This window comes from Streptomyces sp. NPDC056503, from assembly GCF_042794995.1.
Classification (GTDB): domain Bacteria; phylum Actinomycetota; class Actinomycetes; order Streptomycetales; family Streptomycetaceae; genus Streptomyces.
Genome location: NZ_JBHTST010000046.1, coordinates 35,366 through 53,120 on the forward strand (window position 1 = coordinate 35,366; position 17,755 = coordinate 53,120).

At 73.7% G+C, this 17,755-nt stretch carries 17 protein-coding genes; 11 read left to right on the forward strand and 6 right to left on the reverse strand.

The genetic code is table 11. The annotated features are described in order from the left end of the window. Positions 1 to 6 precede the first annotated feature (6 nt). Positions 7 to 1,560, reverse strand: coding sequence for a CocE/NonD family hydrolase (locus tag ACFQ8C_RS16520; protein ID WP_383457447.1), 1,554 nt, complete (start codon positions 1,558 to 1,560; stop codon positions 7 to 9). A gap of 188 nt (positions 1,561 to 1,748) precedes the next feature. Between ACFQ8C_RS16520 and ACFQ8C_RS16525 the strand changes: the two genes are divergently transcribed. Next, positions 1,749 to 2,987 (forward strand): cytochrome P450, encoded by a 1,239-nt coding sequence (locus tag ACFQ8C_RS16525; protein WP_383457448.1) that lies wholly within the window; start codon positions 1,749 to 1,751, stop codon positions 2,985 to 2,987. On the opposite strand, the gene ACFQ8C_RS16530 is transcribed toward ACFQ8C_RS16525, so the two are convergent. Further along, positions 2,953 to 3,684 carry a hypothetical protein gene (locus ACFQ8C_RS16530; RefSeq protein WP_383457450.1) on the reverse strand — a complete coding sequence of 244 codons (732 nt, stop codon included), beginning with the start codon at positions 3,682 to 3,684 and terminating at the stop codon, positions 2,953 to 2,955. The genes ACFQ8C_RS16525 and ACFQ8C_RS16530 overlap by 35 nt on opposite strands. 114 nt (positions 3,685 to 3,798) lie before the next feature. On the opposite strand from ACFQ8C_RS16530, the gene ggt reads away from it, so the two are divergent. Continuing rightward, positions 3,799 to 5,673 carry a gamma-glutamyltransferase gene (ggt, locus tag ACFQ8C_RS16535; protein ID WP_383457453.1) on the forward strand — a complete coding sequence of 625 codons (1,875 nt, stop codon included), beginning with the start codon at positions 3,799 to 3,801 and terminating at the stop codon, positions 5,671 to 5,673. Positions 5,674 to 5,812: 139 nt separating this feature from the next. Here the strand turns inward: ggt and map are convergent, their stop codons facing one another. Beyond that, positions 5,813 to 6,580 carry a type I methionyl aminopeptidase gene (map, locus tag ACFQ8C_RS16540; RefSeq protein ID WP_383457455.1) on the reverse strand — a complete coding sequence of 256 codons (768 nt, stop codon included), beginning with the start codon at positions 6,578 to 6,580 and terminating at the stop codon, positions 5,813 to 5,815. A 51-nt stretch (positions 6,581 to 6,631) separates the two neighbouring features. Here map and ACFQ8C_RS16545 point away from each other — a divergent pair, with 51 nt between their 5' ends. Both ACFQ8C_RS16545 and ACFQ8C_RS16550 read left to right on the forward strand, forming a co-directional pair. After that, a complete protein-coding gene (locus ACFQ8C_RS16545; RefSeq protein ID WP_383457458.1) occupies positions 6,632 to 6,883 on the forward strand; it encodes a helix-turn-helix domain-containing protein in 252 nt (83 codons plus the stop codon). Positions 6,884 to 7,026: 143 nt separating this feature from the next. Beyond that, positions 7,027 to 7,326 (forward strand): hypothetical protein, encoded by a 300-nt coding sequence (locus ACFQ8C_RS16550; protein WP_383457460.1) that lies wholly within the window; start codon positions 7,027 to 7,029, stop codon positions 7,324 to 7,326. A 98-nt stretch (positions 7,327 to 7,424) separates the two neighbouring features. Here ACFQ8C_RS16550 and ACFQ8C_RS16555 read toward each other — a convergent pair whose 3' ends face one another. After that, on the reverse strand, positions 7,425 to 8,084 hold the full coding sequence (locus ACFQ8C_RS16555) for an NAD(P)-dependent oxidoreductase (RefSeq protein ID WP_383457462.1): 660 nt from the start codon (positions 8,082 to 8,084) through the stop codon (positions 7,425 to 7,427). A gap of 66 nt (positions 8,085 to 8,150) precedes the next feature. On the opposite strand from ACFQ8C_RS16555, the gene ACFQ8C_RS16560 reads away from it, so the two are divergent. The 7 genes from ACFQ8C_RS16560 to ACFQ8C_RS16590 all read left to right on the forward strand — a co-directional run bounded on the left by ACFQ8C_RS16560 (position 8,151) and on the right by ACFQ8C_RS16590 (position 15,342). After that, on the forward strand, positions 8,151 to 8,537 hold the full coding sequence (locus ACFQ8C_RS16560) for a winged helix-turn-helix transcriptional regulator (RefSeq protein WP_383457463.1): 387 nt from the start codon (positions 8,151 to 8,153) through the stop codon (positions 8,535 to 8,537). Positions 8,538 to 8,701: 164 nt separating this feature from the next. After that, positions 8,702 to 9,094, forward strand: coding sequence for a PPOX class F420-dependent oxidoreductase (locus ACFQ8C_RS16565; protein WP_383457465.1), 393 nt, complete (start codon positions 8,702 to 8,704; stop codon positions 9,092 to 9,094). 142 nt (positions 9,095 to 9,236) lie between these two features. Continuing rightward, positions 9,237 to 10,577, forward strand: a complete 1,341-nt coding sequence (locus ACFQ8C_RS16570) for a UL36 very large tegument protein (protein ID WP_383457468.1) — start codon at positions 9,237 to 9,239, stop codon at positions 10,575 to 10,577. A gap of 200 nt (positions 10,578 to 10,777) precedes the next feature. Then, on the forward strand, positions 10,778 to 11,617 hold the full coding sequence (locus tag ACFQ8C_RS16575) for a nitrilase-related carbon-nitrogen hydrolase (protein WP_383457471.1): 840 nt from the start codon (positions 10,778 to 10,780) through the stop codon (positions 11,615 to 11,617). After that, positions 11,614 to 12,894, forward strand: coding sequence for an aspartate aminotransferase family protein (locus ACFQ8C_RS16580; RefSeq protein ID WP_383457474.1), 1,281 nt, complete (start codon positions 11,614 to 11,616; stop codon positions 12,892 to 12,894). Before ACFQ8C_RS16575 ends, ACFQ8C_RS16580 begins: the two co-directional genes overlap by 4 nt. 19 nt (positions 12,895 to 12,913) lie before the next feature. Then, positions 12,914 to 14,317: a dihydropyrimidinase gene (gene hydA, locus ACFQ8C_RS16585; RefSeq protein ID WP_383457476.1), complete on the forward strand. Its 1,404-nt coding sequence runs from the start codon at positions 12,914 to 12,916 to the stop codon at positions 14,315 to 14,317. An 11-nt stretch (positions 14,318 to 14,328) separates the two neighbouring features. Continuing rightward, positions 14,329 to 15,342, forward strand: coding sequence for a TIGR03842 family LLM class F420-dependent oxidoreductase (locus ACFQ8C_RS16590; RefSeq protein WP_383457479.1), 1,014 nt, complete (start codon positions 14,329 to 14,331; stop codon positions 15,340 to 15,342). A gap of 43 nt (positions 15,343 to 15,385) precedes the next feature. Here the strand turns inward: ACFQ8C_RS16590 and ACFQ8C_RS16595 are convergent, their stop codons facing one another. Next, complete coding sequence (locus ACFQ8C_RS16595; protein WP_383457482.1) at positions 15,386 to 16,888, reverse strand: protein kinase; 1,503 nt, start codon at positions 16,886 to 16,888, stop codon at positions 15,386 to 15,388. Next, the gene (locus ACFQ8C_RS16600; protein WP_383457485.1) at positions 16,885 to 17,628 is read right to left on the reverse strand and encodes an FHA domain-containing protein; all 744 of its coding nucleotides are present in this window, start codon (positions 17,626 to 17,628) and stop codon (positions 16,885 to 16,887) included. The genes ACFQ8C_RS16595 and ACFQ8C_RS16600 overlap by 4 nt, the downstream gene beginning before the upstream one ends. Positions 17,629 to 17,755 lie beyond the last annotated feature (127 nt).

Below are 17,755 nucleotides of genomic sequence, written 5' to 3' on the forward strand. Positions count from 1 at the left end.
CCGTGATCACTCCTCCCGCATCGGCACCGACAGGTACGAGGGATCGGACGCGGGGGAGGAGAAGGTCAGCTGCGCGCCGGCCGGGTTGTGCTCGATGTACAGCGGGTCGACGGTGTCGACGACCACCGCGAGCCGGTGGCCGGCCGGGACGTCGTAGGCCGTGGAGAACAGCTCCAGGTCCACGCCGAACGGCCGGCCCGGCGTCTTGTCGTGGAAGGTGTACGGGGCGTTGCTCACCAGCTTGCCGACGCCGAGCGGACCCACGTCGTAGAGGTACGCGACGAAGGTGCCGCTCGACTTCGTCGGGGTGACCGTGGTGTGTAGCACCGGCGTGCCGCGCACGGCCGCCCCGGAGTCGTACCGCCCGGACTGCCAGACGGCGGCGAAGGAGCGGGGGAGGAGCGGCACGGAGACGGCCGGAGGGGTCTGCGTCAGCTGGTCGAGGAGGTTGGTGAGGAGCACGATGCCGCCGTTGGCGCCGGAGTCCACGCCGGTCCAGACGTGTTCGGAGTCGTTCAGGGCGATCCGCTCGCGGTGCGCGTTGACCGCCTTCCAGTCGGCGTACCCCTCGTACCCGCCGTCGGACCGGGGCTTCAGCCGGACGGGCTGCTCGCGGTCGATGCCGTTGTCGGCGCCCTTCAGGTAGCGGTCGAACCAGCGGTGGGCGCTGGTCCAGGTGTCGTTGGGCAGCCCGAGGATGCCGGTGGCCTCGGCGGTGGCGTGGTCGCCGGGGCGGAACTCCAGCCGCTTGGGGCCCTTCAGCTTCTCGTAGAAGCTCGCGTACTGGTTGGGCGGGAAGATGGTGTCGCCCCAGGCGTTGCCGAGCATGATCGCGGTGCCGTTGGCGTTGAGCCGGTCGAGGTGGGTGGCGGCCGACCGCTGTCGGCCCCAGGCGATCATCTCGTCCTCCTGGTCCAGGTTCGACGAGAGGAAGTCCTTGAGGATCTTCTCCAGTTCGGGGCCCGGCCGGCCGGTGAGATAGCCCGCGCCGCCGAGCAGGGCGGCGGCCTGGAGGTGCTGGGTGCGGCCGCTGTAGATGGACTCGATGAGGTCGGCCCAGCCGCTGAGCGCGGCGACGGCCTTGACCCGCGGGTCGTGGGCGGCGGCGAGCAGGCTGATCCCGGCGCCGTAACTCACCCCGGCCATGCCGACCTTGGCGGGGTCGGACGGGGTGTTGGCGAGTGCCCAGTCGATCACCTTCGACGCGTCGGCGACGTCCTTGGGGCCCGCGGTCTCGATCTCCCCGCCGGACTGCCAGAAGCCGCGCGAGTTGTAACTCACCACGACGTAACCGGAGTCGGCGAGCTTCTGGGCCTGGGCCAGGTACTCGATCTGGGGCATGGCCCAGCTGGTGGGCAGGACGACCACCGGGTAGCGGGTGGAGCCGTCGGCACCGGCGGGCGTGACGACGTTGGCCTTGAGGACGGTGCCGCCGTCACCGGCGATGTCCACGAACCGGATCGACGTGCCGCTCGTGTCGGCCTGGGCGGCGGGCGCCACGGACAGTGCCGTCCCGGCCACCAGGGCGGCCGAGACGGCGAGGGCCAGGGATGTACGCACGGGCCACTCCTCGATGGGGGGTCGCTGATGGGGGTCAGCGAAGTGGCCCGACGGTAACCGCGAGGTGCTACCCGTGGTAACTGGTCGGTAAGTTACGTGCGGGTAACGATTGCGTCCGGCCCGCGGGCACCGGCCCGACCCGTCCGTCCTGGTGGACACGTCCTCGCCTCCTGCTCCAGGCTGGACGCGTGGAGCAGACGAACCTTCCCGACGTCTTCGACCCGCGCGTCCACGCCGCCGGGCCGCCGCACGACGCCTTCCGCGAGCTGCGCGACCGGGCGCCGGTCGCCTGGCAGGAGGAGCGGGCGGTGCTCGGCTGGCCGGCCGGGCCGGGTTTCTGGGCGGTGACCCGCCACGCCGACGTCGTCCGGGTGCTCAAGGACGCGGGGACGTACTCGTCCTGGCTCGGCGCCACCCAGATCCGCGATCCCGACGCCGCCGACCTGCCCTTCATCCGCCGCATGATGCTCAATCAGGACCCCCCGGAGCACGGCCGGCTGAGGCGCCTCGCCGGCCGCGCCTTCACCCCGCGGCGGATCGCCCGGTTCGAGGCGACCGCCCGCGCACGGGCCCGGCGGCTGCTGGCGGCGGCGCTGGAGGAGGGCGGCGAGGTCGACCTCGTCCGGGCCGTCACCGACGACTACGCGCTGCTCAACCTCACCGACCTGCTCGGCGTGCCCGCGGGCGACCGGGGGCTGCTGCACGCCTGGACCGAACGGGTCATCGCCTACCAGGACCCCGACGAACCCGCCGTCCTCGGCGCCGACGGGAAGCCCGTCAACCCCCGGTCGCCGGCCCTGCTCGCCGAGATGTTCGGGTACGCGCAGGAGCTCGCCGCCTACAAGCGCGAGCACCCCGCCGACGACCTGATGACCGCCCTCGCCACCACCGGACTCGACGACGCCGAACTGGAGATGTTCTTCTTCCTGCTCACCGTCGCCGGCAACGACACCGTGCGGTCCGCGGCGCCCGGCGGGGTGCTCGCGCTCTGCGGACACCCCGACGAGCAGCGCGGTCTCTGGCGGGGCGAGGTCGGCATGGACACCGCCGTGGACGAACTCCTGCGCGCGCACCCGCCGGTGCTCTCCTTCCGGCGGACCGCCGCCCGCGCCACCGAACTCGCCGGCGTCCGGATCGCCGAGGGCGACAAGGTCGTCGTCTTCCACGTCTCCGCCAACCACGACGAGCGCGTCTTCCCCGACCCCCACGGGCTCGACCTCGGCCGCCGCCCCAACCCCCACGTCTCCTTCGGCGATGGCCCGCACGTCTGTCTCGGCGCCCACTTCGCCCGGCTGCAACTGCGCGTCCTCTACGAGGAGCTGCGGCAGGCCTGCGGTGGCGTCGAGACCGCCGGGACGCCCCGGCGGCTCGTCTCCAACTTCATCAACGGGATCAAGTCGCTGCCGGTGCGACTGCGGGAGCCCTGAGCGCCGCCCGCGTCACGTCGGCCACGAGCTCGACCACGTCGGGGCCGTACGCCTGGGAGTTGACCACCCGCAGCAGCAGGACGAACGAACCGCCGCGATGGGTGCGCGCGAGCCGTTCGTGGTGGCGTGCCAGATAGCGGGTCGCCGCCTGGTTGGTGATCGCCCGCTGGCCGCAGAAGAGGAAGACCGGGCGCCCGCCCTCGCCCGCCGCGATCCGGGCCAGCACCACGTACTCCACGGAGCCCGGGTCCATCCGGTACCGCTCGCCGCCGACCTCGATCGCGCCCCGCTCCTCGACCGGCTCCGGCTCGGTGCGCATGGACAGCCCGGGCAGCAGCGTGCCGAGATGGGCGGTCGTCCGTCTGTTCGACCCCGGCCCGCCCACGCAGAACTCCGTGCGGTCGCCGAATCCGAGATGCGTCCGGTCGTGCTGGACGATCTGCGCCTGGGCCCCGCAGTCCTTCACCAGCGCGGCGAGTTCGAGCAGCGCGAACACGTCGAAGCGGTGCACCGCTCCCTCCCCGCCCGCCTCCCGGTTCACCACGAGCAGACACTCCGCGTGGCTGGGCAGGCCGAAGAACGCCTGCTTGCGGCGGAGCCGCCGGCGCCACACGTACGTCCGGGTCAGCCAGCCCAGGGACGCGCTGAGTCCGGTCGCCAGCACGCCGAGCACGATGTTGCGCAGGTCCTCGTCCATAGGGGCGCATGCTAGCGGCGGTCGGGTGACCGTTCGAGAGGGGAGGGGGGCGGTCCTGACGACCGGGCCCGGATGAAGTTACGCTGCGTGGACGGTCATTGACGGGAGGTCAGGATGGGTCGCTCCGCTGTCCGGTACGGGGTGGTCGCGGTGGCGGCCGCGACGGTGCTCTCGGTGGGGGCGGCGGCCCCGCCCCCTGCCGCCCCACGGACGCCGTCCGCCCCGCCCGCGCCGCCGGTCGCGTCCGCCGCGCCGGTCGCACCGCTCTCACCGGTCGCGCCGCCCGCGCCGGAGAAGGTGCCCGTGGCGGTCGGTCACGGCGGCGCCGTCGCCAGCGTCGACGCCGACGCCAGCGCCGCCGGCATCGAGGTCCTGCGCCGCGGCGGCAACGCCGTCGACGCGGCCGTCGCCGTCGCCGCCGCCCTCGGCGTGACCGAGCCCTACTCGGCCGGCATCGGCGGAGGAGGCTACCTCGTCCACTACGACGCCCGGAGCCGTACCGTCTCCACCGTCGACGGCCGCGAGACCGCCCCCGCCTCCGCCGACGCCGCGCTGTTCACCGAGAACGGCGCCCCGCTCCCCTTCGAGGAGGCGATGACCAGCGGACGCTCGGTCGGCACCCCCGGCACCCCCGCCACCTGGGCGACCGCCCTCGACGCCTGGGGCAGCAGGCCGCTGCGCGAACTCCTCGCCCCCGCGGAGCGGCTGGCCCGCGAGGGGTTCACCGTCGACGCCACCTACCGCGCCCAGACCGCCGCCAACGAGGCGCGCTTCCGCGACTTCCCCGCCTCCGCCGCCCTCTTCCTGCCCGGCGGCCGGCTGCCGGAGGTCGGCTCGGTCGCCAGGAACCCCGACCTGGCCCGTACGTACGCCACCCTCGCCGAGGAGGGCGTCGGCGCGCTCTACCGGGGACCGCTCGCCCGCGACATCGTGCGGACCGTCCGCACCCCGCCCGTCCGCGAGGGCGCGCCCCGCGTCGTCCGCTCCGGCGACCTGACGGAGCGGGACCTCGCCGGGTACCGGACCGTCCGGCGCGCGCCCACCAAGGTCGCGTACCGGGGCCTCGACGTGTACGGCATGGCCCCCTCGTCCTCCGGCGGTACGACCGTCGGCGAGGCCCTCAACATCCTGGAGGCCACGGACCTCTCCGCCGCCCCGGAGACGGGCTACCTCCACCGCTTCATCGAGGCGAGCCGGATCGCCTTCGCCGACCGGGGCCGCTGGGTGGGCGACCCCGCCTTCGAGTCCGTGCCCGTCCGGGGCCTGCTCTCCCAGCGGTACGCCGACTCCCGGGCCTGCCTGATCCGCGACGACGCCGCGCTCACCAGCCCGCTCGCGCCCGGCGACCCCCGCGACCCGGTGCCGTGCGCCCCCGGCGGGACGGCGGCGCCGACGACGTACGAGGGCGAGAACACCACCCACCTCACGGTCGCCGACCGGTGGGGGAACGTCGTCGCCTACACCCTCACCATCGAGTCCACCGGCGGCAGCGGCATCACCGTCCCCGGGCGCGGCTTCCTGCTCAACAACGAGCTGACCGACTTCTCCTTCGTCCCGGCGAACCCCGCCGTCCACGACCCCAATCTGCCCGGCCCCGGCAAGCGCCCCCGCTCCTCGATCTCCCCGACGATCGTCCTCGACCGCCACGACCGGCCGGTCCTCGCCCTCGGGTCACCCGGCGGCGCCACCATCGTCACCACCGTCCTGCAGACCCTCACCGGCGTCCTCGACCGCGGCCTGCCGCTCGTCGACGCCATCGCGGCCCCCCGCGCCAGCCAGCGCAACCAGGCCACGACCGAGCTCGAACCCGCCCTCTGGAACAGCCCCTTGAGGGCCCGGCTCGAAGCCCTCGGCCACGCCTTCCGGCAGAACCCGGAGATCGGCGCCGCCACCGGCGTCCAGCGCCTCCCGGACGGACGCTGGCTCGCCGCCGCCGAGACCGTCCGCCGGGGCGGCGGCTCGGCGATGGTGGTCCGGCCCGGCCGCTAGACCGCCCCTTCCGGATCCTGCCGGGCTTCCCGCCGGGTTTGCGGCGTGATCCGGGGAAGAGACGGCCCGGACCGTCTCTTCCCCGGATCCACGCGCGCGTGCCCGGCTCGGCGTCACGGGGCCGGGCGCGGTCCCGGCGTCACGGGGCCGTGAGGATGCGCGGCCCCGTGTCCGTGACGGCGACGGTGTGCTCGGCGTGGGCGGCGCGGGAGCCGTCGAGGGTGCGGATCGTCCAGCCGTCCCGCGCCGTGTAGTGCCCGTCGCCGCCGCCCCCGATGAGCATCGGCTCGATCGCCAGGACCATGCCGTGCCGCAGCCTCATCCCGCGGCCGGGGCGCCCTTCGTTCGGCACCCCCGGGTCCTCGTGCATGGCGCGGCCGATGCCGTGCCCCCCGAAGCCGTCCGGGATGCCGTAGCCCGCCTTGCGGCACACCGTGCCGATGGCGTGCGCCACGTCCCCGATCCGGTTGCCGACGACGGCCTCGGCGATGCCGGCCGCCAGGGCCTCCTCCGCGGCTCCGATCAGCCGGGTGTCCTCGGCGCGGGCGCGGCCGACGGTGAAGCTCACCGCCGAGTCCCCGGCCCAGCCGCGCAGCAGCGCCCCGCAGTCCAGCGAGACCAGGTCGCCGTCGGCGAGCCGGGACCCGTCCGGGATGCCGTGCACGATCGCGTCGTTGACGGAGACGCAGACCACGGCCGGGAAGGGCGTCGGCGCCCAGTCCGGGCGGTAACCCAGGAAGGGCGAGCCGGCGCCGGCCTCCGCCAGCACCTCCCGGGCCGCCCGGTCCAGCTCGGCGACCGGCACCCCGGGCGCCGCCGTCTCCCGCGCGGCCGCCAGGGCGCGGGCCACCACGCGGCCCGCCTCGCGCATCTCGTCCATGTTCTCGTCGGTCTTGATCTTCACCATTCCCATTACTATACCGGTATGAAAATGGGGGGCGGCGGGTATGGTGGGGGCATGGTGCGCACCCCCCTCACTCCGGAAGAGCGCGAGCGCGGCGAGCGGCTCGGGCGGCTGCTGCGCGCGGCCCGCGGCGAGCGGTCGATGGTCGAGATCGCGGCGGCGGCCGGCCTGTCGGCCGAGACCCTCCGCAAGATCGAGACCGGCCGCGCCCCGACCCCGGCCTTCTTCACCGTCGCGGCCCTCGCCGGCGTCCTCGACCTGTCGCTGGACGAGCTGCTGGTCCGCAGCGCGCTGCTGCCCGTCTGAGGCCCCGGCCGCCGCGCCGGTCGTCGCTCCCGCCGCCGGGTGGCCCCCGGACCGCCGGGGGAGGACGCTTGAGGTGAGTGCGTCCGGGTGGACCGAGGGCGTACCGTGCGGAGCCTCCGCCCGGCCGGGATTGGGGCTGTGTCATGCGCATGCTGATGAAGGTCGAGATGGACACCGAGGCCTCCAACGACCTCATCCGCCAGGGCGCCGTGCAGGGGCTCATGGAGGAGGCGCTCGGGCGGATCCGCCCCGAGGCCGCGTACTTCACCGTCGAGAACGGCTGCCGCACCGGCTACTTCTTCTTCGACCTCACCGAGAGCTCCGCCCTGCCGTCGATCTCGGAGCCCTTCTTCATGAGACTCGGCGCCAAGATCCACTACTCGCCGGTGATGAACCGGGAGGAGCTGGCCGAGGGCCTGAGTCGGATCACCACCCGCGACTGACCCCGGTCGAGCGGTTCACGTCGAACGGTTCGCGTCGAGCGGTTCACGCGCCGGGTCCGGCCGCCCGGTTGCCCGGCCGCCCCGGTTGCCCGGTGGCCTCAGCCCGAGACCGCCAGCTGGACCCGGCTGTGCCGGGGCGCCTCGATCTCGTCGAGCAGGGCGAGCGCCAGGTCGGCGTGCGCGATCCGGCCGGGACCGTCCACGACCGTGCCGACCGCCGTCCGGTACCCGCCGGTGGGCTCCGCCTCCGCGTTCAGGTCCAGCGGCGGCACCACCATCAGCCAGTCGAGCTCCGGCCCGGCCCCCGCCGCCAGCAGCTCGAACTCCGCCACATGGCCCCGGGCGAAGGCCCGCCACTCCGCCGGGAAGTCCGGCGCGTCCATCAGCCGGACGCCGGCCGCGTCCTCCAGGGTGGTGGCGATGCCCAGGGTCAGCAGCCGGCCCACCCCGGCCGCCCCGAGCCCCGAGAGCAGCGCCCTCGCCGTCGCGGTGAAGTACTCCTCCGAGGGCACGTCGAGGCGGGCGGAGGCGTGCAGGGCCGCGTCGTGCCCGGCGGCGAGCGCCGCCACCGACTCCGGGTCCGTCGCGTCGCCGCGTACGAGCGCCACGCCCGGCCGCTCCAGACCCGGATGGCGCGCCGGATCGCGCACCACGGCCGTCACCCGGTGGCCCCGGGCCGCCGCCTCCGCCACGGCCGCGCGGCCGACCCGCCCGCCGGCCCCGAACACGATGATCTTCTTGCTGGTGTCGTCTCCCATGGCCGGGACGGTAGGACGGGGACCCCCGGTTACTTCAACGGTACCGGCGCCGCTACCGTCGGCCGCATGACCGAACCGACCCCGATCCCCGTCCAGTTCGACGACCCGGACTGCGCCGACGGCGCCGTCCAGCCCTTCCGCGTCGGCGACAAGTGGACCGGCGTCGTGCTGCGCTGTCTGGAGGACGGTGCCGCCCGCCGTTTCGGCGAACTCCGCGCCGCCCTCCCCTGGATCACCTCCAAGGTCCTCACCGAGACCCTCCGCTCCATGGAGCGCAGCGGCTTCCTCGCCCGGACCGTGTACGAGGAGAACCCGCCGCGCGTCGAGTACGCGCTCACTCCGCTCGGCCACTCGCTCCTCGGCCCGCTGGACACGGCCTGCGACTGGGCCCGCGCCCACGGCGCGGAGGTCGGCGACGCCCGGGCGGCGTACCCGGGGGGGGCCGCCCGGTGACGTGACGGCGGACGCGGTGGCCCACCCGGAGCCCCGCCGTGGTGCCGCGCCGCCTCCGGGCGCCCGCCGCCGGCCGGCGCCCCCGGCGGCACCGGCGCCCTCTTCGCCGCCCGGGAGACCCTGACCCACGCCCGCGACCCCGCTCGGGCATAGGCTCCCCGGTCATGACGAACGACCGAGTCCCCGAGGAGCTGCGGCGCGGCCGCTACCTCAGCCTGACCACCTTCCGGAAGAACGGGACCGGGGTCGCCACCCCGGTCTGGTACGCCGTCGACGACGGGCGCGTGTACGTGTGGACCCGCGCCGACTCCTGGAAGGTCAAGCGGCTCCGCAACGACCCCAGGGTCGAGCTGGCCCCCTGCGACATGCGCGGCAACGTCCCCGAGGGCGCCGTCCGGGTCGCCGGGACCGCCCGGCTCGTCACCGGGGAGGAGCTGCGCCGCATCCGCCGGCTGCTCTCCCGCAAGTACACCTACCAGTACTGGCTGGTGGACTGGCCGGCCACGATCGCCCGCCTCGGCAAGCGCCCCCACACCGGGATCGTCGTCACCCTGTGACCCGCCGGCCGGGGAAGTGATGTGGTCCCCGGGGCACGGAAAGGAAAACGGTACGTAGCCGTCCCGTAACACGACTGCGGTGCAATGCCCTGCGGCGGACCGGAAGGTCCCCTTCTCCCTACCGCGGGGCAGGTGCACACGCATGACGGTCGCTCACATTCCGTCCGAGATGGCTGAGTTCACCCACTGGCTGGGCGGGCTCGCCGCCCGCGCCGAACAGGCGGGCGGCTGGTGGGCGGTCTTCGCCGAACGGGACCCGGACGGCCTGCGCGCCTGCCTCGACGGCACCGAACTGCTGCCCTGGGACGTCGTCGAGTCCCTGCTCCGGGACACGGGGGAGGCCCCCGGCCGGGGGCGGGAGCTGTACGCGGCCGCCGCCCTCGCCCACGACCGGACGCCCGGCGGGGCCGAGGCCCTGGCGGCCCGCCGCGACGCGATGGAACGCGAGCGCCGCCACGCCGAGGCCCGGATCGGGGAGCTCGACCGGCGGCTCGGCGCCCACCCGGCCCCGGGCCCCGAGGAGGCGGCCCGGCTGGCGCACGACCTCGCCTGGACCCGTGACGACCACGCCCGCGCCACCGCCCGCGTCGTCGACCTCACCGACCGCCTCGACCGGCTGCACACCGCCCCCGCGCCCGGCGGATCCGCCCCCCTGGCCGGCGGGCTCGCCTCCGTGCCGGGCAGGGTCGCCTCCGGGGCGTACGGGGGCGCCTCTATGCAGGGCGGGGCCGCGTCCGCGCCGGAGCGGCGGCGGGCGCGGGGCGCCCGGTACGCCTGGACGGAGGAGGACGACGCCGTCGCGGAGCCCGCGCTCGCCGCCGTGCCCGAGCTGCCCGCCGGTGGGGCCGAGCCACCGCGCGGCGCCCGGTTCCGGGTCCGGGCCGCGGCCCGTACGGCCGACCCGGCGGCACCGGCCGCCCCCGCTCCCGGCACGTCCCCGGACGAGGCCGAGGACGCCGCCCGCGCCGCCGCCAACGCCGTCTACGCCCTCCAGCGGCTGCGTTCCCAGGGCCGTACCGGCGAGGCGCACGTGCTGCTCTGCGAGGCGCTCGGCGGGCCGCCCGGCCGGCTGCCCGCGCTCGCCGGGGCGCTCCACCGCGCCGGGTTCGGCGCCGACTGGGCGACCCTGCTCTGGGAGGCCGCCTCGCTGCCGCCCGCCCGGCTGGCCGCCGTCGCCGGCGCGCTCGCCGACGCGGGCCGGGCCGAGGACTGCGAGCAGCTGCTGCGCCAGGGCCTGGCCCGGCCCGTGGAGGAGCTCGCCGGGGCCGTCGCCGCCCTGGTCGCGGAGGCCCACGACCGCGAGGCCCACGCCCTGCTCAGCGCCTTCATCCGGGTCCGTACCCCCGAGGAGGCGGCCCGGCTCGCGGCCGTCGATCCGGCCCTCCTCGTGCCCCGGCTCGGCGCGGCGGCCCGCGCGCTCTCGGCGGCCGACGACCGGGCCCTGCGGCACGCGCTGCGGGTGAGTGGCGTCCTCGGGCCCTGAAACCGGAAACGTACGAGCGGGGAGCAGTCGTCACGTGTCGGTACGTGTCCGGTGTGGACCAGTCCGGTATGAAACATGATCGACTGCGCTGCTTCCGGGCGGCAGTCTTGCTCCGGGGTGTGACGGGGCTTACGTTCTCCTCCTACGCACCGTGTCTACGGGCGTAGAGGCTCTCTGACGCCGCGCCGAAGGAGCTGCTCATGACCGTCGTACGCGCCGCCCTCGTCCAGGCGACCTGGACCGGCGACACCGAATCCATGATCGCCAAGCACGAGGAGCACGCCCGCGAGGCGGCCCGCCAGGGCGCCCGGGTGATCGGCTTCCAGGAGGTGTTCAACGCCCCCTACTTCTGCCAGGTCCAGGAACCCGAGCACTACCGCTGGGCCGAGCCCGTCCCGGACGGCCCCACCGTCACGCGGATGCGGGAGCTGGCCCGTGAGACCGGCATGGTGATCGTCGTCCCGGTCTTCGAGGTCGAGTCCGAGGGCTTCTACTACAACACCGCGGCCGTCATCGACGCCGACGGCAGCTACCTCGGCAAGTACCGCAAGCACCACATCCCGCAGGTCAGGGGGTTCTGGGAGAAGTACTACTTCCGCCCGGGGAACGCCGGCTGGCCGGTCTTCGACACCGCCGTCGGCAAGGTCGGCGTCTACATCTGCTACGACCGCCACTTCCCCGAGGGCTGGCGCCAACTCGGCCTCAACGGCGCCCAGCTGGTCTACAACCCGTCGGCCACCCACCGAGGCCTCTCCTCCTACCTGTGGCAGCTGGAGCAGCCCGCCGCCGCCGTGGCCAACGAGTACTTCGTCGCCGCCATCAACCGCGTCGGCGTCGAGGAGTACGGCGACAACGACTTCTACGGCACCAGCTACTTCGTCGACCCGCGCGGCCGCTTCGTCGGCGACGTCGCCTCCGACAAGGAGGAGGAACTCGTCGTCCGGGACCTCGACTTCGGTGTCATCGAGGAGGTCCGCCAGCAGTGGGCCTTCTACCGCGACCGCCGCCCCGACGCCTACGACGGGCTGGTCCGGCCGTGAACAGCCTGTACGCCCGCCACCGCTCCGTCCTCCCCGACTGGCTGGCGCTCTACTACGACGAGCCGATCGAGATCACGCACGGCGAGGGCCGGCACGTCTGGGACGCCGAGGGCCGCCGCTACCTCGACTTCTTCGGCGGCATCCTCACCACCATGACCGCCCACGCCCTCCCCGAGGTCACCAAGGCGGTCGCCGAACAGGCCGGCCGGATCGTCCACTCCTCCACCCTCTACCTCAACCGCCCGATGGTGGAGCTCGCCGAACGGATCGCCGCCCTCTCCGGCATCCCCGACGCCCGCGTCTTCTTCACCACCTCCGGCACCGAGGCCAACGACACGGCCCTGCTCCTGGCCACCGCGTACCGCCGCTCGAACCAGATCCTGGCGATGCGCAACAGCTACCACGGCCGCTCCTTCTCCACCGTCGGCGTCACCGGCAACCGCTCCTGGTCCCCCACCGGCCTCTCCCCGCTCCAGACCCTCTACGTGCACGGCGCCGTCCGCGGCCGGGGCCCCTTCGCCGGCCTCACCGACGAACGCTTCACCGAGGCCGCCGTCGCCGACCTCGAGGACCTCCTCGGCCACACCCACCGCACCGCCGCCCTCATCGCCGAACCGATCCAGGGCGTCGGCGGCTTCACCTCCCCGCCCGACGGCCTGTACGCCGCCTTCCGCCGGGTCCTCGACCGGCACGGGATCCTCTGGATCTCCGACGAGGTGCAGACCGGTTGGGGCCGCACCGGCGAGCACTTCTGGGGCTGGCAGGCGCACGGACAGGCCGGACCGCCCGACCTGCTCACCTTCGCCAAGGGCATCGGCAACGGCATGTCGATCGGCGGTGTCGTCGGCCGCGCCGAGATCATGAACTGCCTCGACGCCAACTCCATCTCCACCTTCGGCGGTTCACCCGTCACCATGGCCGCCGGCCTGGCCAACCTCGGCTACCTCCTCGACCACGACCTCCAGGGCAACGCCCGCCGCGTCGGAGGCCTTCTCGTCGAACGGATCCGCGCCGCCGCGGCCGGCGTCGACACCGTCCGCGAGGTCCGCGGCCGCGGCCTCATGATCGGCATCGAACTCGCCGACCCCGTCACCGGCGGAGCCGCCCCCGAAGCCGCCTCCGCCGTCCTGGAGAAGGCCCGCGAGAACGGCCTCCTCATCGGCAAGGGCGGCGGCCACGACACCAGCGCGCTGCGGGTCGCGCCCCCGCTCTCCCTCACCGTCGCCGAGGCCGAGGAGGGCGCCGCCATCCTCGAACAGGCCCTCAGAACCCTCTAGTTGGCAGGGGAGTAGTCCCGTGAGCACCCGAACCCTGATCCGGGGCGGCCTCGTCGTCACCGCCTCCGACGAACTCCACGCCGACGTCCTCATCGAGGACGGCCGCATCGCCGCGCTCGCCGCCCACGGCTCCGACGCGGCGGCCGGCTGGACCGCCGACCGCGTCCTCGACGCCACCGACCGCTACGTCATCCCGGGCGGCGTCGACGCCCACACCCACATGGAACTGCCCTTCGGCGGCACCTTCGCCTCCGACACCTTCGAGACCGGCACCCGCGCCGCCGCCTGGGGCGGCACCACCACCATCGTCGACTTCGCCGTCCAGTCCGTCGGCCACAGCCTCCGCGAGGGCCTGGACGCCTGGTACGCCAAGGCCGACGGCACCTGCGCCGTCGACTACGCCTTCCACATGATCATGTCGGACGTCACCCCGACCACCCTGAAGGAGATGGCCCTCCTCGTCCAGGAGGGCGTGACCTCCTTCAAGCTCTTCATGGCGTATCCGGGGGTCTTCTACTCGGACGACGGCCAGATCCTGCGCGCCATGCAGAGGGCCGGCGAGACCGGTGGGCTGATCATGATGCACGCCGAGAACGGCATCGCGATCGACGTCCTCGTGGAGCAGGCCCTCGCCCGGGGCGAGACGGACCCCCGCCACCACGGCGAGGTCCGCAAGGCGTTGCTGGAGGCGGAGGCCACCCACCGCGCCATCCAGCTGGCGCGTGTCGCCGGCTCCCCGCTGTACGTCGTCCACGTCTCGGCCCAGGAGGCCGTCGCCGAGCTGGCGGCGGCCCGGGACAAGGGCCTGCCGGTCTTCGGCGAGACCTGCCCGCAGTACCTCTTCCTGTCGACGGACAACCTGGCGGAGCCGGACTTCGAGGGCGCCAAGTACGTGTGCAGCACGCCCCTGAGGCCGAAGGAGCACCAGGCGGCGCTCTGGCGCGGCCTGCGGACGAACGACCTCCAGGTGGTGTCGACGGACCACTGCCCCTTCTGCTTCGTCGGCCAGAAGGAGCTCGGCCGGGGCGACTTCTCGAAGATCCCCAACGGCCTGCCGGGCGTGGAGAACCGCATGGACCTCCTCCACCAGGCCGTCGTCGACGGGCACATCACCCGCCGCCGCTGGATCGAGATCGCCTGCGCGACCCCGGCCCGGATGTTCGGCCTCTACCCGCAGAAGGGCACGATCGCGCCCGGCGCCGACGCCGACGTCGTCATCTACGACCCGCACGCCACCCAGGTGCTGTCGGCCGCGACCCACCACATGAACGTCGACTACTCGGCGTACGAGGGGAGGACGGTCACCGGCCGGGTCGAGACCGTGCTCTCGCGCGGCGTACCGGTCGTCGAGGCGCGCGCGTACGTCGGTCACGCCGGCCACGGCGCCTTCCTCCCCCGCTCCACCTGTCAGTACCTGAACTAGGAGACCGCCCCTTGGACTTCGGACTCGTCCTGCAGACCGACCCGCCCGCCTCGCAGGTCGTCGGCCTGATGCGCCGGGCGGAACGCAACGGCTTCCGCTACGGCTGGACCTTCGACTCCGCCGTGCTCTGGCAGGAACCCTTCGTCATCTACAGCCAGATCCTCGCCAACACCACCAAGCTCCACGTGGGCACGATGGTGACGAACCCGGGGACGCGTACGTGGGAGGTGACGGCCTCCACCTTCGCCACCCTCAACGACATGTACGGCAACCGCACCGTCTGCGGCATCGGCCGCGGCGACTCCGCCATGCGCGTCGCCGGCCGCAAGCCGAACACCCTGGCCCGCCTCGGCGAGGCCATCGAGGTCATCCGCGACCTCGCCGAGGGCCGCGAGGCGACCGTGGACGGCAACCCGATCCGCATCCCCTGGGTGAAGAACGGCAAGCTGCCCGTCTGGATGGCGGCGTACGGCCCCAAGGCCCTCGCCCTGGCCGGCGAGAAGGCCGACGGATTCATCCTCCAGCTCGCCGACCCCTTCCTCACCGAGTGGATGGTCAAGGCGGTCCGGCAGGCGGCCACCGACGCGGGCCGCGACCCCGACGCCCTCACCATCTGCGTCGCCGCCCCCGCGTACGTCACCGCCGACGACTCCCCGCAGGCCCTGGCGCACGCCCGGGACCAGTGCCGCTGGTTCGGCGGCATGGTCGGCAACCACGTCGCCGACCTCGTCGCCAAGTACGGCGAACACTCCTCGATGGTCCCCGAGGAGCTGACGGCGTACATCAAGGACCGGCACGGCTACGACTACTCCCACCACGGCCGCGCCGACAACCCCGACACCACCTTCGTCCCCGACGAGATCGTCGACCGCTTCTGCCTCCTCGGCCCCGCCGAGGCCCACATCGACAAGCTCCGGCACCTCAAGGACCTGGGCGTCGACCAGTTCGCCGTCTACGACATGCACGACAACCGGGAGGCCACCATCGACGCGTACGGCTCCGAGATCATCCCGGCGTTCACCTGAGGAGGCGGAACGCCGACCGCCTCGACGGGGCCCGCGCCCCCCGTCACCAGGGGACGAAGAAGTCCTTGAGCGCCGTGAACGAGGAGCAGCTCGTGATCAGCCGGTGCGATCGGGGCGCGTAGGTCCCCGCCAGGTTGCCCATGCTGTTCTCGGGGCTGCAGCCGGTACGTTGCGCCAGCCGGCGGCGGTCCGCGTCGGCGGGCCGGTAGTCGGCGCCCCGGAAGTAGGCCACGGCGCTGCGCTCACCGTCGACGTTGTTGAAGATCGACCGCACCGGGTTGGTCCCGGCCCAGGCGCAGACGTCCTCCCCGGACTGCCAGTCGGGGTCGTCTCCGTGCCAGGCGCACAGCTCACCGGTGCCGTTGTGCCCGCTGAAGAAGCAGAGGGAGTTCTCCGGGCAACGGTGGTAGCCGTAGACGACTTCCCCGTCGGGCCCGACGGGGAAGGCCTTGTCGCGCGGCAGGGCCGCGTACACGGGCGTGCCGTCGTGACGCGTGACGTGGCGATGGGCGGTGAAGGCCGTCGCCGTGGAGAGGAGGAGGACGACGGCGAGCAGCGCCGCCGCGACGGGGTGCCGTCGCACGAGGGTGGGGCGCAGGCGGGGCAGACGGGGGGACGGGGTGGCGCCCGCCGCCTCCTCCACCTCGCGGAGCAGCGCCTTCGCGGTGCCCCGACGGCCCTGGGCACGGGCCAGGCAGGTGGTGATGATCTTCTGCCAGAGCGGTGGGAGTTCCGGGGCCAGCCGCAGTTCCTCCGTACCCCGCGCGTAGCGTTCCGCGGCTTCGCTGCGGGCCTGGGGAGTCGTGCCGGGCATGGGGTGGCAGCCGGTGAGCACCTGGTGGGCCAGAACGCCGAAGGCCCAGATGTCGGCGGTCGGCCGGATCAGCGTTCCTCGCTCGGTGAGCTCGGGCCAGAGCAGTTCGGGCGGTGTGTAGTCGGGCGTGGCGAAGGCGGGGGAGTAGGCGTGCGTCCCCTCCATCTCGGCCGACATGTTGAAGTCGGCCAGCCTGACCGATCCGTCGTCCATCAGCAGCACGTTCGCCGGCTTCAGGTCGCCGTGCACCCAGCCGGCGCGGTGGAGCTGGTGCAGTCCTTCGCAGATCTGGGCGAGGAGGGCGGGTCCGGTGGCGGGGACGGGGGTCCGGTCCAGGAGCGCGGCCAGGGACGTCTCGGCCCGTTCGAGTACGAGGACGGTCGCGCCGTCCAGTTCCGGACGGTCCGCGTCGTCGACGGTCAGCGTCTCGTACAGGCGGATCAGCCGGGGGGTGCGGAGTCGGTTGAGGACGTCGACCTCGCGCTCGGCGAGTTCGCGCAGATGGCGCAGCTGGCGCGGGGTGCGGGTCCCGGTGGGCAGGATCTTCAGCGCCACCCGTCGCGGCACGTCGGCCTCGCCCGGCGTGCGCGGCGCGTCGTCCCCGGGGGCCCTGCGGGCCGCGTAGACCGTGGCGAAGGCACCGGACGCCAGTCGTTCACGGACCTGCCACGGGCCGATGCGGTAGCCCTTGTCGACGGTGACCGGGTCCGTGCCGTCGGGATGTCCGGTCATCGGGCCGACCTCGTGGGGGGCGGGGAGAGGACCCCGAGGTCGTCCTCGCGGACCAGGTCGAACCGCAGCGCCAGCGAGACCAGCGTCTCCTTCTTGCCGTGGGTCCTGCGTCCGGCCTCCGCCTCGTGGTGGTTCGGCCGTAACCGCAGCTTGAGGGCGAGGTAGTCGATGTTCCAGTAGACGGCCGAGCGGGTGACGCTCGGCCAGACGGGGCCCAGCCGTTCCACGAGCTGCTCCACCGCGGGCAGGGCGGCGTGGGGTTCGCCGCACAGGCGGGGTTCGCAGAGGGCGACCAGCACCGCGAAGTAGCGCTTGGTGCGGTCCAGCGCGAAGGCCGGCGCCGTGACGGTGCCGGACAGCCCGTCCCGGTCGACGTCGTGGAAGGTGTGGCGGGGCGCCCATACGTCGAACGCGAGCAGGTCACCTGCCGCGGGCAGCACGATGCGGGAGAACTCGAACGGGACCGGCGCCTCGGCGCGGCCGGGAGCGACCTTGAGGTGCTCGCCCGCGCCCTCCGGGTTCTCCACCACGTACGTCTGGTTGTCGCTGAGGTTGCTCAACAGCCAGTAGGCCGGGAACGCCGTGATCTCACCGGCGATCCTGGGGACGCCCTCGTGGGCGATGACGAGTCCACGGGGGGCCTCGTCCGACCGACCGAACCGCAGTCGTTCGCCCGGCGCGAGCCGGATCTGCTCGTCCTGGGCGTTGCCCGGTGGTGGCACGACGACGATGCTGTACATGAGTCGCTCCCCCTGCCCTGATTCGACTCTCGACCGATCGATCAGGGGAAGACTAGTGACATCGCCGGGCGGATTTCGAACTGTTGCGCATGCGGCGTGGCCTCCGCAGGGCCGGTCGGCCCTGCGG

Coding starts and splice junctions, on each gene's coding strand:
- ACFQ8C_RS16555 (WP_383457462.1), bottom strand. CDS start 8,084: ATGGGAGACGACACCAGCAAGAAGATCATCGTGTTCGGGGCCGGCGGG.
- ACFQ8C_RS16570 (WP_383457468.1), top strand. CDS start 9,237: ATGACGGTCGCTCACATTCCGTCCGAGATGGCTGAGTTCACCCACTGG.
- ggt (WP_383457453.1), top strand. CDS start 3,799: ATGGGTCGCTCCGCTGTCCGGTACGGGGTGGTCGCGGTGGCGGCCGCG.
- ACFQ8C_RS16600 (WP_383457485.1), bottom strand. CDS start 17,628: ATGTACAGCATCGTCGTCGTGCCACCACCGGGCAACGCCCAGGACGAG.
- ACFQ8C_RS16560 (WP_383457463.1), top strand. CDS start 8,151: ATGACCGAACCGACCCCGATCCCCGTCCAGTTCGACGACCCGGACTGC.
- ACFQ8C_RS16550 (WP_383457460.1), top strand. CDS start 7,027: ATGCGCATGCTGATGAAGGTCGAGATGGACACCGAGGCCTCCAACGAC.
- ACFQ8C_RS16575 (WP_383457471.1), top strand. CDS start 10,778: ATGACCGTCGTACGCGCCGCCCTCGTCCAGGCGACCTGGACCGGCGAC.
- map (WP_383457455.1), bottom strand. CDS start 6,580: ATGGTGAAGATCAAGACCGACGAGAACATGGACGAGATGCGCGAGGCG.
- ACFQ8C_RS16565 (WP_383457465.1), top strand. CDS start 8,702: ATGACGAACGACCGAGTCCCCGAGGAGCTGCGGCGCGGCCGCTACCTC.
- ACFQ8C_RS16595 (WP_383457482.1), bottom strand. CDS start 16,888: ATGACCGGACATCCCGACGGCACGGACCCGGTCACCGTCGACAAGGGC.
- ACFQ8C_RS16530 (WP_383457450.1), bottom strand. CDS start 3,684: ATGGACGAGGACCTGCGCAACATCGTGCTCGGCGTGCTGGCGACCGGA.
- ACFQ8C_RS16545 (WP_383457458.1), top strand. CDS start 6,632: ATGGTGCGCACCCCCCTCACTCCGGAAGAGCGCGAGCGCGGCGAGCGG.